The organism is Roseateles sp. So40a (assembly GCF_048081605.1).
GTDB lineage: Bacteria > Pseudomonadota > Gammaproteobacteria > Burkholderiales > Burkholderiaceae_C > Roseateles.
This window is the reverse complement of record NZ_CP182288.1, coordinates 5,202,053-5,213,677: the sequence shown is the minus strand read 5'-3', so window position 1 is coordinate 5,213,677 and position 11,625 is coordinate 5,202,053. Positions and strand designations below refer to the sequence as shown.

The 11,625-nt window shown below is 68.4% G+C and carries 12 protein-coding genes; 7 read left to right on the top strand and 5 right to left on the bottom strand.

All coding sequences use genetic code 11. The features are described 5' to 3' along the window. Position 1: 1 nt before the first annotated feature. Positions 2-1,018 carry an ABC transporter substrate-binding protein gene (locus tag ACNI65_RS23790; protein WP_416759883.1) on the bottom strand — a complete coding sequence of 339 codons (1,017 nt, stop codon included), beginning with the start codon at positions 1,016-1,018 and terminating at the stop codon, positions 2-4. Next, entirely contained in the window at positions 1,015-1,962 is a 948-nt protein-coding gene (locus ACNI65_RS23785; RefSeq protein ID WP_416759882.1) for a TauD/TfdA dioxygenase family protein, read from the bottom strand. Before ACNI65_RS23785 ends, ACNI65_RS23790 begins: the two co-directional genes overlap by 4 nt. 268 nt (positions 1,963-2,230) lie before the next feature. Between ACNI65_RS23785 and ACNI65_RS23780 the strand changes: the two genes are divergently transcribed. Continuing rightward, positions 2,231-3,025: a glycosyl transferase gene (locus tag ACNI65_RS23780; protein ID WP_416759881.1), complete on the top strand. Its 795-nt coding sequence runs from the start codon at positions 2,231-2,233 to the stop codon at positions 3,023-3,025. Positions 3,026-3,040: 15 nt separating this feature from the next. On the opposite strand, the gene ACNI65_RS23775 is transcribed toward ACNI65_RS23780, so the two are convergent. Both ACNI65_RS23775 and ACNI65_RS23770 read right to left on the bottom strand, forming a co-directional pair. Next, positions 3,041-3,439: a response regulator gene (locus ACNI65_RS23775; RefSeq protein ID WP_416759879.1), complete on the bottom strand. Its 399-nt coding sequence runs from the start codon at positions 3,437-3,439 to the stop codon at positions 3,041-3,043. Next, a complete protein-coding gene (locus ACNI65_RS23770) occupies positions 3,436-3,939 on the bottom strand; it encodes a GAF domain-containing protein (protein WP_416759877.1) in 504 nt (167 codons plus the stop codon). The genes ACNI65_RS23775 and ACNI65_RS23770 overlap by 4 nt, the downstream gene beginning before the upstream one ends. A gap of 546 nt (positions 3,940-4,485) precedes the next feature. Between ACNI65_RS23770 and ACNI65_RS23765 the strand changes: the two genes are divergently transcribed. From ACNI65_RS23765 to ACNI65_RS23745, 5 genes are read left to right on the top strand one after another with little or no spacing between them, the layout of a single operon-like run. Further along, positions 4,486-5,478: a sulfate ABC transporter substrate-binding protein gene (locus ACNI65_RS23765; RefSeq protein WP_416763692.1), complete on the top strand. Its 993-nt coding sequence runs from the start codon at positions 4,486-4,488 to the stop codon at positions 5,476-5,478. A 54-nt stretch (positions 5,479-5,532) separates the two neighbouring features. Next, on the top strand, positions 5,533-6,414 hold the full coding sequence (cysT, locus tag ACNI65_RS23760; RefSeq protein WP_416759876.1) for a sulfate ABC transporter permease subunit CysT: 882 nt from the start codon (positions 5,533-5,535) through the stop codon (positions 6,412-6,414). A gap of 1 nt (position 6,415) precedes the next feature. Further along, on the top strand, positions 6,416-7,306 hold the full coding sequence (cysW, locus tag ACNI65_RS23755) for a sulfate ABC transporter permease subunit CysW (RefSeq protein ID WP_416759875.1): 891 nt from the start codon (positions 6,416-6,418) through the stop codon (positions 7,304-7,306). Then, positions 7,303-8,376 carry a sulfate/molybdate ABC transporter ATP-binding protein gene (locus ACNI65_RS23750; protein WP_416759874.1) on the top strand — a complete coding sequence of 358 codons (1,074 nt, stop codon included), beginning with the start codon at positions 7,303-7,305 and terminating at the stop codon, positions 8,374-8,376. The genes cysW and ACNI65_RS23750 overlap by 4 nt, the downstream gene beginning before the upstream one ends. A gap of 52 nt (positions 8,377-8,428) precedes the next feature. Beyond that, complete coding sequence (locus ACNI65_RS23745) at positions 8,429-9,352, top strand: CysB family HTH-type transcriptional regulator (protein ID WP_416759872.1); 924 nt, start codon at positions 8,429-8,431, stop codon at positions 9,350-9,352. A 41-nt stretch (positions 9,353-9,393) separates the two neighbouring features. On the opposite strand, the gene ACNI65_RS23740 is transcribed toward ACNI65_RS23745, so the two are convergent. Then, on the bottom strand, positions 9,394-10,341 hold the full coding sequence (locus ACNI65_RS23740) for a hypothetical protein (protein ID WP_416759871.1): 948 nt from the start codon (positions 10,339-10,341) through the stop codon (positions 9,394-9,396). Positions 10,342-10,550: 209 nt separating this feature from the next. Between ACNI65_RS23740 and ACNI65_RS23735 the strand changes: the two genes are divergently transcribed. Next, positions 10,551-11,498, top strand: a complete 948-nt coding sequence (locus ACNI65_RS23735; protein WP_416759870.1) for a CysB family HTH-type transcriptional regulator — start codon at positions 10,551-10,553, stop codon at positions 11,496-11,498. Positions 11,499-11,625 lie beyond the last annotated feature (127 nt).

Sequence of the window (11,625 nt, the reverse complement as noted above, 5' to 3'; positions counted from 1 at the left end):
CTCAGCTCCCGGCCGCGTTGTGCGCGTCGTCGAAGAAGTAATCCTGGGCCGACGCCGGCTTGTTCTTGATGGCGCCGATGCGATGCATGAAGGTCGCCAGCGCGAAGGTGTTCTGCGGCGTGATCTTGAACTGCACCTCGGGGTTCTTGATCACCTTGAGCAGCAGCTCCTTGGGCACCTTGGAGTTCTCGTTGCGGATGTAGATGTCGGCCGAGCGCTCCGGGTTCTTCGCGATGAAGTCCGCCGCCTCGGCCAGCGCGCCGACGAACGCCCGGTAGGTCTTGGGGTTGTCGCGCCGGAACTTCTCCGTCGTGTACAGCACCGTCGCCGAGGCCGGACCGCCCAGCACCTCGTAGCTGTTGAGCACCACATGCACGTTGGCGTTGCCCGCCAGGCCTTGCTCCTGGAACGGCGGATTGCCGAAGTGCGCGTTGATCTCCGTGCCGCCCTTGATCAGCGCGGCGGTGGCTTCCGGATGCGGCAGCGCCACCTGCAGGCGGTCCAGCTTGTTGAACTGCGCGTCGCCCCAGCGCTTGGCCGAGGCCAGCTGCAGGATGCGCGACTGCACCGACACGCCCACCGCCGGCAGCGCGATGCGGTCCTTGTCGCTGAAGTCGTCGATGGACTTCACCGCCGGGTTGCTGCTGGTCAGGTAATACGGGAAGTTGCCCAGCGAGGCGATGCCGCGCACGTTCTGCTTGCCCTGCGTCTTGTCCCACAGCGTCAGCAGCGGACCGACGCCCGCGCCCGCGATGTCGATGCTGCCCGACAGCAGCGCCTCGTTGATCGCCGGCCCGCCCGACAGCTGCACGCGCTCGACCTTGATGTCGACGCCGGCGGCCTTGCCGTGTTTCTCGATGAGCTGCTGGTCCTGCGCCACGTTGAGCAGCAGGTAGACGATGCCGAACTGCTCGGCGATGCGGATCTTGCCTTCGGCGTGCGCGGCGGTCGACGCCAGGGCCACGGTCGCGGCCAGCGCGCCGTTGAGCAGCAGGGAGGAGAGTTTCAGGAGCTTCATGCCGGGACGTCGCCTTCGATGGTGGTGCGGTGGAGGTGGCGGCGCAGGTGGTCCGGGCAGCCGGCGGCGAGGTGCAGCAGCGAGCGGTTGTCCCAGAACACCAGGTCGTGCGGCAACCAGCGGTGGCGGTAGACGATGCTCTTGCGGCTGCTGTGCTCGAAGAGTTGAGCCAGCAGGTCGCGGCTCTCGTCCTCGGGGACGTCGAGGATGCGGGTCGTGAAATGCTCGCTGACGAAGAGGGCGCGCCGGCCCGTCTCCGGATGCGTGCGCACGACCGGCTGCGGCACCGGCTTGACCTCGGCGATCTGCTCGGCGCTCAGCTTGGGGCGCCACGGATTGCGCGCGCGCAGCTCCTCGTACCTCGCCAGGTAGCTGTGCTCGGCGCGCTTGCCGGCGATCGCGGTCTTCAGCGCCAGCGGCAGGCCGTCGTAGGCGTGGTGCTGGTTGGCGAAAAGCGTGTCGCCGCCCTCGGCCGGCAGCTCCTGCGCATGCAGCAGCGAGCCCAGGCTGGGCCGCTCCTTGTACGAGAGGTCCGAGTGCCAGTACTGCCCGGCGTCGCCCAGCCCGACCGGTTGTCCCTGCGCGTCGCGCACGTTGGACACCTGCAGGATCTCCGGATGTCCGGGCAGCTGGAAGTTGCGCAGCACGTGGATCTGCAGCGGCCCCCACCGGCGGCTGAAGGCGACGTGCTCGGCCGGCGTGATGCGCTGGTCTCGGAAGACCAGCACGTGGTGATCCAGGTGCGCGCGGTGCAGGCGGGCGAAGTCGGCGTCGTTGAGCGGGCGCGACAGGTCCAGCCCCACCACCTCGGCGCCCAGCGGCTCATCGAAGGCGTGGACCTGGAAGTCCTGCGAGGGCGCGTCGGACCAGGGCGCGACCCCGGTGGCGCCGGTCGGCGGCGCGGCACGGGAAGTGGTCCGGGAGGGGGCGGGGAGGACTGTCATGCTGGCCGACTCTAGGCAGCCCGCGACCGCGCGGGAACGAAGGTCCGGGCATGTCCAAGCATGCTCCGCGCATAAGGCCGGACGTCACCTGTTTCCGGTCGCTCCTCGCGCGTTCGGCGCGATGACAACGGTCACCGAACTTGGGATAGCCCCGTTAGCAATCCAGATACATGCTGCTGCGTATAGTGAAGTAGTTCCCTAAGCGAAAAAGGGACGTCGAACAATGAACAGCCATGGAGCAGAGGACCCCGTGAAACAAGTGATTTGTGTGAAGTGGGGGACTGCCTACGGCGCTGAATACGTCAACCGTCTTTACGGAATGTTGCGTCGGCATGTGACCGGCGATTTCCGCCTCGTGTGCCTGACCGACAACGCCGAGGGCCTGCGGCCCGAGGTGGATGCCTACCCGCTGGAAGAGCTGGGCTGCGAGTGGCCCAAGAAGTCCCTGGGCAAGTGGCGCAAGCTGGTGATGTGGAGCGCCGATCTCGGGACCAAGACCGGCCTGTCCGGCCCGGTGCTGTTCATCGACCTGGATTCGGTCATCGTCGACAACATCGACGGTTACTTCACCCACGGTGATCCCGACGACGTCGTGCTGGCGCGCAACTGGGCCAAGCCGATGCAGCGCCTGGGTCAGACCTCCGTCTTCCGTTTCCCGGTGGGCAAGTACCCGCACATCATCGAGAACTTCCGCGCCAATCCGCAGGCCGTCGCCGACAAGCACGGCTTCGAGCAGCATTGGGTGACGGCCTCGGTGCCGGGCGGCATCAAGTTCTGGCCGCACCTGTGGACGCGCCATTTCCGCCTGCATTGCCTGCCGGCCTTCCCGCTGCGGTACTTCATGCCGGCGCGTCTGCCCGCGGGTTCGCGCATCGTGACCTTCCCCGGCGGTCCCAACCCGGCCGACGTCGCGCTGGGTCGCTGGAACACGCAGGATCCGCCGCACGAGAAGCCCTGGGATCACTTCCGCGCGGCGTTCTCCAGCGGCGTGAAGCACCGTTGGCGCCATCTGCGCAGTTTTGTCCTGCCGCCCCCCTGGCTCGCCCAGTTCTGGGTGGAGTAAGCCGATCAGCCCCGATCAATGGGGCTTTTCTGGGCCTGCGAGATCCTGGATCACTTCCAGCGCGGTCTTGACCTTGAACGGCTTGAGCATGATCCGCCGCACCTGCAGCTCCTTGTAGAGCTGCGCGGTGGACAGGTCGCAGGCCTCGGCGGTCAGCGCCACCGGCGTGGCTGGCGAGCAGCGCAGCGCGCCGGCCCGCACGCTCTGCAGCAGCGCCAGCGCATCCAGCCCCTGGCCGATGTCCAGCAGCAGCCCATCCATCGCCTGGTGTTCCAGCATCCGATGGGCGGCTTCCAGGCTGCTGGCCTCATGCACCTCGGCGATCTGCAACTGCCTGGCGACCATCGCGAGCGTGCGCCGGAAGAGCGAATGCGGATCGACCAGCAGCAATTGGCGAGGGGCGGCGCGCATCATGCGGCCGACTCCGCCGTTTCCCCCTTCAGCTCCGAAATGACGAGGTCCCGCAGGCTCATCAGGATCGCGAGGTCGGTGTCGTCCAGCGTGCGGCGCCGGCGGTCGATCAGGCACAGCGTGCCGATGCGCACCCCGGGACGCACCTCCAGCGGCGCGCCCGCGTAGAAGCGGATGTGCGGGTCGCCCAGCACCATCGGGTTGTCCACGAAACGCGGATCCTGCGTCGCGTCGTTGACCACCATGACCTCGGACACATGGATCGCGTGACCGCAGAAGCTGGACTTGCGGTCCGTTTCGCACACGGCCAGTCCGAATCGCGCCTTGAACCACTGGCGGTTGTCGTCGATCAGGCTGATGAGCGCGATCGGCACGCTGAATTCCTCGGCCGCGAACTCGACGATGCGGTCGAAACGCTCCTCCGGCGGCGTGTCCAGGATCAGCAACTCGCGCAGGGCCTGCATCCGCTCGGCTTCGTTCTCGGGAATCGGGGCATTCATCATGGAGGCGCTTCCTCACCACGGCGGCCTGTCAGCCTAACGGAGTTGCCCGCAGCTTTCCACCGGCGGAGATGCCGCTTCTGCCACTGTCATCACGGCTACCGTTGCTTTCACCATATGAGCCCGCCGACGCTGCTCACGCGAAATGCGTATTGGCGGCGATGGGCGCCTGCGACCAGACTCCGTTCCACGGGGCGCGCCCATGTCGCCCCCGCCGGCGGCGGCAGTACGGCCGCCGGGAAGGCATGGTGAAAGCCCAGGTCGCGACCGGGCGCCGCCCTCGGGGTCTTGGGGGAGGCGCTTTCGGCGGAGCCCCGTCGCGGTCCTGGCGCCTTTCAACCACTCGCCACCGCTTGTCCCCACCGCATATTCAATATGCGAGATAAGCAAATGCTCAAACAATCGTTCCTGGAATAAGGACTGTTTGGCAAGCTTCGCAGCCCGACCTTCAACGTCGCCGGCCCACGCCTGCTTGCCCTGTCCGCCATGAACCAGAACAACGCTTCCAAGAACCGCCCCCTGTTCTCCGCCTCGCGCCGCCAGGCGCTGATGCTGGCCGCGGCGGTGCCGCTGCTGGGCGTGCCGATGCTGGCCTCGGCGGCCGATCAGCCCACGACGCTGCTGAACGTCTCCTACGACGTGGCGCGCGAGCTCTACAAGCAGGTCAATCCGGCCTTCGTCGCCGCCTACAAGGCCAAGACCGGCCAGACGATCACGGTGAACCAGTCGCACGGCGGCTCGTCCAAGCAGATCGGCTCGGTGATCGGCGGCCTGGAGGCCGACGTGGTCACGATGAACCAGGCCACCGACGTCGACACGCTCGCCGAGAAGGGCCTGACCGGCGCCGACTGGCGCGCCAAGTTCCCCAACGGCGCCGCGCCGTACAGCTCGACGATGCTGTTCCTCGTGCGCAAGGGCAACCCGAAGGGCATCAAGGACTGGGCCGACCTGGCGCGTCCGGGCGTCTCGGTGATCATTCCCAACCCCAAGGTCACCGGCAACGGCCGCTACGGCTACCTGGCCGCCTGGGGCAGCGTCATCGCCAAGGGCGGCAACGACGCGCAAGCCAAGGACTTCGTGGCCAAGGTCCTGGCCAACGTGCCGGTGCTGGACGGCGGCGGCCGCGGCGCCACCACCACCTTCACCCAGCGCGGCATCGGCGACGTGCTGCTGACTTTCGAATCCGAGGCCGAGCTCATCGAGAACGAATTCGGCAAGGGCAACTTCGAGGTCGTCGCGCCGAGCATCTCCATCGAGGCCGACGCCCCGGTGGCCGTCGTGGACAAGGTCGCCGCCAAGCGTGGCACGGCCGCGCTGGCCAAGGCCTACCTGGACTTCCTGTGGACGCCCGAGGGCCAGGAAATCATCGCGCAGAACAACTTCCGTCCGCGCGATCCGGCCATCTTCAAGAAGCACGAGAAGCGCTACGCGCCGATCAAGCTCTTCACCGTGGACCAGACGCTGGGCGGCTGGGCCAAGGTCGGCAAGACGCACTTCGCCGACGGCGGCACCTACGACCAGATCATGGCCGCGCGCCGCTGATCGGCTCGCTATCTCAGCCCGCCTGATCTCCGACCTCGAGCTCCCGATCCGACGATGAACACCGCCGTGCTTCCCGCGACACAGGCCGCTCCGGCCCCTGCCCGCAAGCGACGCCGCGTGCTGCCCGGCTTCGCGCCGACGCTGGGCTTCACGCTCTTCTACCTCTCGCTGCTGGTGCTGATCCCGCTGTGCGCGGTCTTCCTGAAGTCCGCCAGCCACGGCGTCGACGCCTTCTGGGCCGCGGCCACCTCGCCGCGGGTGCTCGCGTCGTACCGGCTGAGCTTCGGCGCGGCGCTGCTGGGCGCGTTCATCAACGTGATCTTCGGCTTCATCCTGGCGTGGTCGCTGGTGCGTTACGACTTCTTCGGCAAGAAGCTCGTCGACGCGCTGATCGACCTGCCCTTCGCGCTGCCCACCGCCGTGGCCGGCATCGCGCTGACCGCGCTGTACGCCCCCAACGGCTGGATGGGCCAATGGCTGGAGCCGCTGGGCATCAAGGTGGCGTTCACGCCGCTGGGCGTGCTGATCGCGCTGATCTTCATCGGGCTGCCCTTCGTCGTGCGGACCGTGCAGCCGGTGCTCGAGGACCTGGACACCGAGCTCGAGGAAGCCGCCGCGTCGCTGGGCGCGCACCGCTGGCAGGCCTTTCGCCTGGTGGTGCTGCCGATGCTCACGCCCGCGCTGCTGACCGGCTTCGCGCTGGCCTTCGCGCGCGCGGTCGGCGAATACGGCTCGGTGATCTTCATCGCCGGCAACATGCCGATGGTCAGCGAGATCACGCCGCTGATGATCATCACCAAGCTCGAGCAGTACGACTACGTCGGCGCCACCACGATCGCGGTGGTGATGCTGGTGTTCTCGTTCGTGCTGCTGCTGGGCATCAACGGACTGCAGGCCTGGAGCCTGCGCCGCAACGGACTCGACGGGAAGCGCTGACATGGCCGGATCCGCCGCCACCCTCGGCCGCGCGCGCAGCGCCGGTCACTACCAGGGCAACCCCGCCACCGCCGAGAAGCGCTGGGTGCGCTGGACGCTGCTGACGCTGGGCCTCGCGTTCTTCGCGCTGTTCCTGCTGCTGCCGCTGGCCGCCGTCTTCACCGAGGCGCTGCGCAAGGGCTGGGACACCTACCTCGCCTCGCTGATCGAGCCTGACGCGGTCTCCGCGATCAAGCTCACGCTGATCGCCGCGGTGATCTCGGTGCCGCTGAACATCGTCTTCGGCGTCAGCGCCGCCTGGGCCATCACCAAACACGACTTCCGCGGCAAGCAGCTGCTGATCACGCTGATCGACCTGCCGTTCTCGGTGTCGCCGGTGGTCGCGGGCCTGATCTACGTGCTGATCTTCGGCGCGCAGGGCTGGTTCGGCCCCTGGCTGCAGGAACACGACGTCAAGATCATCTTCGCCGTGCCCGGCATCGTGCTGGCCACCGTGTTCGTGACCTTCCCCTTCGTCGCGCGCGAGCTGATCCCGCTGATGCAGGCGCAGGGCCGCGACGAGGAAGAGGCCGCCACCGTGCTGGGCGCCAGCGGTTTCAAGACCTTCTGGTACGTGACGCTGCCCAACATCAAGTGGGGCCTGCTGTACGGCGTGATCCTGTGCAACGCGCGCGCCTTCGGCGAGTTCGGCGCGGTGTCGGTGGTGTCGGGCCACATCCGCGGCCAGACCAACACGCTGCCGCTGCAGGTCGAGATCCTCTACAACGAATATCAATTCGCCGCGGCCTTCGCGGTGGCATCGCTGCTCGCGCTGCTGGCGCTGGTCACGCTCGGACTCAAGCAGTTCGTCGAGTGGCAAGCCTCGCGCAATGTGATCAAGGAAGAAGCATGAGCATCCAGGTCCGCAACATCCACAAGTCCTTCGGCAGCTTCACCGCGCTGGGCGACGTCAGCCTGGACTTCCCCACCGGCGAGCTGACCGCGCTGCTGGGCCCGTCGGGCTGCGGCAAGACCACGCTGCTCCGCATCATCGCGGGCCTGGAGACCGCCGACCGCGGCCAGGTGCTGCTCGATGGCGCCGACGCCTCCGACACCCACGTGCGCGAGCGCGAGGTCGGATTCGTCTTCCAGCACTACGCGCTGTTCCGCCACATGACGGTCTTCGACAACGTCGCCTTCGGCCTGCGCGTGAAGCCGCGCAAGCAGCGTCCGCCGGAGTCCGAGATCAAGCGCAAGGTCCATGAGCTGCTGCAGCTGGTGCAGCTGGACTGGCTGGCCGATCGCTATCCGCCGCAGCTGTCCGGCGGTCAGCGTCAGCGCATCGCGCTGGCGCGCGCGCTGGCCGTCGAGCCCCGCGTGCTGCTGCTCGACGAGCCCTTCGGCGCGCTGGACGCCAAGGTCCGCAAGGAGCTGCGCCGCTGGCTGCGCCGCCTGCATGACGAGCTGCACATCACCAGCATCTTCGTCACGCATGACCAGGAAGAAGCGCTCGAGGTCGCTGACCGCGTCGTGCTGATGGACCACGGCCGCGTGGAGCAGGTCGGCTCGCCGACCGAGGTCTACCAGCGCCCGGCCACGCCCTTCGTCTATGGCTTCCTCGGCGCGGTCAACCGCTTCGAGGGCCGCGTGGACAGCGGCATCGTGCGCGTGGGCGACCAGACGCTGGCGCAAGGCGCCGCTGCCGCCATCGAGGGCGCGCAGCACGGCCTGGTGCAGGCCTACGCGCGGCCGCACGAGCTGGTGATCATCCCGACGCAGGACGCGCCGGGCCTGCCCGCCACCGTCGAGCGCGTGCTGGCATTCGGCGCCGCTGCGCGCGTCGAGCTGCGCGGCGCGCAGGGCGAGCACCTGGAAGCCGAGCTCAGCCGCGAGCAGGCCGAGGCGCTGCAGTTGTCCGCCGGCCAGCGCGTGCGCCTGCAGGCCTCGCGCCTGAGCCTGTTCGGCATCGACCAGGCCGCCTGATCCCCGATCCACCGCGTTCCGACCAGCAAGCCGCAGAGCGGGCAGTCCCGACATGAACCTCCAGCAATTGCGCATCGTCCGGGAGGCGGTGCAGCAGAACTTCAACCTGACCGAGGTGGCGGCCGCGCTGTTCACCTCGCAGTCCGGCGTCAGCAAGCACATCAAGGACCTGGAGGACGAGCTCGGCGTCGAGCTCTTCCAGCGCCGCGGCAAGCGGCTGCTCGGGCTGACCGAGCCGGGCAAGGAGCTGGCGGTCGTCGTCGACCGCATGCTGCAGGACGTGCGCAACATCAAGCGCCTGGCCCAGCAGTTCAGCAGCGCCGACCAGGGCCAGCTGACGATCGCCACGACGCACACGCAGGCGCGCTACGCGCTGCCGCAGGTGGTGGCGCGCTTCAAGGCCGCCTATCCGCGCGTGCACCTGGTGCTGCATCAGGGCAGCCCGTCGGAGATCGTCTCGCTGCTGCAGTCCGGTGAGGCCGACATCGGCATCGCCACCGAGGCGCTCGGCAAGGACGACGCGTTCGTCACCTTCCCGTTCTACGAGTGGCGCCATGCGGTCGTCGTGCCCGAGGGCCATGTGCTGACGCGCCAGCCGCTGACGCTGGAGACGCTGGCCGAGCAGCCGCTGATCACGTACCACGAGGGCTACACCGGCCGTGCGCGCATCGATGCGAGCTTCGCGGCCGCGGGGCTCGCGCCCGATCTGGTGATGTCGGCGCTGGACGCGGACGTCATCAAGACCTACGTGCAGATCGGCCTGGGCGTGGGCGTCATCGCGGCGATGGCCTTCGAGCCCGGCCGCGACGCCGGCCTGCAGCTGATCGATGCCAGCCACCTGTTCCCCGCCAACACGACGCGCATCGCGCTCAAGCGCGGTCACTACCTGCGCGGCTTCGCCTACCGCTTCCTGCAGGAATGCGTGGCCGAGCTGACCGAGGACGCGGTGCGCGAGGCGATGGATCCGGACGCCTGAGGGCGTTCCGTCATCCGCTCAAGACCGCCACTCAACGCGACTCAACGCGGCGGATTCGCGCCGGGCTTGGCGTAGAAGTAGAAGGCGTCGATGCGCGGACCGTAACGCGCCTTGGCCTCGGGGCTGAGGTGGGTGAAGAACTCGTCGCGCAGGAACTGGCGCGCCTGTGGCGTGCCCAGCACGCGTTCGGCCTGGTCGATGGTGCGCTTGCCCCACGCGGTGCGCGGGCAGGCGATGCCCGAGATCACCGGACTGCTGAAGCCCTCGATCGGCACGCTGACCAGGTCCGCGGTCGACACCTTGCCCGCGCCGCCGCCGGCGCCGGCCGCGGCGCGCAGTTCCTGCTGGTGCGCGAGCACGAAGTCGTATTCGATCGTGTAGTCCGCGCGGCCGATGGCGATCATCGACAGCATGTTCCCGCCGAAATCCGGCGTGGTGTACTCGTCCATCACGCCCGCCGGCCGCTTGGCCAGCAACGCATCCAATCCCCGGCCGTAGCTGCGCCCCGCGACGATGGCGCCACGCAGCTGCCGCTCGGCCCAGATCCGTTCCAGGTCGGCGTCCCCGTCGGTGTAGCGCGGCAGCTTGGCCAGCGCGGCGCGCCGAATGATCAGCTGGTGGGGCGGAATCAGATGCGTGTCGACGAAATAGGCGACGGCCTCGCGCTCGGGCGTGCGCAACACGCCGAGGTGGCAGGCCTGCTGGCCTTCCTCGACCATGCGCCAGCTCCGCTTGACGTTGGCGATCAGCACCTCGTGCTGCGCGGGCGAGCCCCAGTGCGCGGCCAGGTAGTCCGACAGCGGCTGGGCCAGGCCGCGCCTCGCAGGCGCGGAACCGGCCGCGGCACCGGACGCCGAACCGGGTGCCGCATCCACCTCGGGCATCAGCCACACGATCTTGTCGGCGGCCTGGGCCATGGCGGGCGGGACCAGCGCGAACGCGGTCGACAGGGCGATCAGGGACGGGCGGAACAAGACTGGGAACTGCATGGTGATCGGCAAGGTTCGCAGCATAGGCCTTCTATGCACATGCATCGGGCGCGGGATTGCTTATCGGTTTTTGTTGGAGGACATGGGCGTCGCGGATTCGAATAATCAATCCGCATAAGCAAGCCGCTTTCCCGCACTTCTCCGCACTTTTCCGAAGTCCGCCGATTCCTGTCCGGTGCCCATGGCATCGGCCTCACCGCCTCCCCCCGATGAACTTCCAACAACTCCGTTCCGTCCGCGAGGCCCAGCGCCGCAACTTCAACCTGACCGAGGTGGCGCAGGCGCTGCACACCTCGCAGCCCGGCGTGAGCCGGCAGATCCGCGAGCTCGAGGACGAGCTGGGCATCGATATCTTCGTGCGCGCCGGCAAGCGGCTGACCGGACTGACCGAACCCGGCCGCAACGTGATGCCCATCGTCGAGCGGCTGCTGCGCGAGGCCGAGAACCTGCGCCGCGCCGGCGAGGATTTCGCCCGCGCCGACAGCGGCCACCTCCGCATCGCCGCCACGCACAGCCAGGCGCGTTACGCGCTGCCGCCGGCGGTGCGCGATTTCCGCGAGTCGCATCCGGAGGTCAGCCTGCAGTTCACGCAGGGATCGCCGCAGCAGGTCGCGCGGCTGCTGATCGACGGCGAGGCCGACGTGGGCATCGCCACCGAGGCGCTGGCCCTGCATCCGCAGCTGTTGACGCTGCCCTGCTACCGCTGGACCCACACGGTGCTGGTGCCGCCGGGGCATCCGCTGGAAGTCGAGGCCGCCGCCGGCACGCCGCTGACGCTGGACCGTCTGGCCGAGTTCCCGGTCATCACCTACGAGACCGGCTACACCGGCCGGTCCCACATCGATGACGCCTTCGCCAGCGCGGGGCTCGATCTGAACGTGGTGCTGGTGGCCATGGACGCGGACGTGATCAAGACCTACGTCGAGCTGGGGCTGGGCGTGGGCATCGTCGCGGCGATCGCCTACGACGAGGAACGCGACCGCCACCTGCGCGCGATCGACGCGCGCCATCTCTTCGCCGACAACCTCACCCGGCTGGCGGTGCGGCGCGACGCCTACCTGCGCGACTACGTCTACGCGTTCATCGAGACCTTCGCGCCGCCGCTGTCGCGCGAGCTCGTCGAGCAGGCGCGCGTCGCGCCCAACGGCTCCGATTGAAGAAGGCCCCCGACGCGCACCGCGCACCGCGCACCGACGCTGGGGGTGCCGAAAGAAATTCCGCATGAGCATCCGCGTGCTGCACGGGTTAACAAAGCTGAAATCCTTGGTTCAGCGATCGGGAGGC

What these genes read in the sequence shown, in the direction of transcription:
- ACNI65_RS23790 (WP_416759883.1), bottom strand. Translation starts at nt 1,018, where the DNA reads ATGAAGCTCCTGAAACTCTCCTCCCTGCTGCTCAACGGCGCGCTGGCC.
- ACNI65_RS23785 (WP_416759882.1), bottom strand. Translation starts at nt 1,962, where the DNA reads ATGACAGTCCTCCCCGCCCCCTCCCGGACCACTTCCCGTGCCGCGCCG.
- ACNI65_RS23775 (WP_416759879.1), bottom strand. Translation starts at nt 3,439, where the DNA reads ATGATGCGCGCCGCCCCTCGCCAATTGCTGCTGGTCGATCCGCATTCG.
- ACNI65_RS23770 (WP_416759877.1), bottom strand. Translation starts at nt 3,939, where the DNA reads ATGATGAATGCCCCGATTCCCGAGAACGAAGCCGAGCGGATGCAGGCC.
- ACNI65_RS23765 (WP_416763692.1), top strand. Translation starts at nt 4,486, where the DNA reads ATGCTGGCCGCGGCGGTGCCGCTGCTGGGCGTGCCGATGCTGGCCTCG.
- cysT (WP_416759876.1), top strand. Translation starts at nt 5,533, where the DNA reads ATGAACACCGCCGTGCTTCCCGCGACACAGGCCGCTCCGGCCCCTGCC.
- cysW (WP_416759875.1), top strand. Translation starts at nt 6,416, where the DNA reads ATGGCCGGATCCGCCGCCACCCTCGGCCGCGCGCGCAGCGCCGGTCAC.
- ACNI65_RS23750 (WP_416759874.1), top strand. Translation starts at nt 7,303, where the DNA reads ATGAGCATCCAGGTCCGCAACATCCACAAGTCCTTCGGCAGCTTCACC.
- ACNI65_RS23745 (WP_416759872.1), top strand. Translation starts at nt 8,429, where the DNA reads ATGAACCTCCAGCAATTGCGCATCGTCCGGGAGGCGGTGCAGCAGAAC.
- ACNI65_RS23740 (WP_416759871.1), bottom strand. Translation starts at nt 10,341, where the DNA reads ATGCAGTTCCCAGTCTTGTTCCGCCCGTCCCTGATCGCCCTGTCGACC.
- ACNI65_RS23735 (WP_416759870.1), top strand. Translation starts at nt 10,551, where the DNA reads ATGAACTTCCAACAACTCCGTTCCGTCCGCGAGGCCCAGCGCCGCAAC.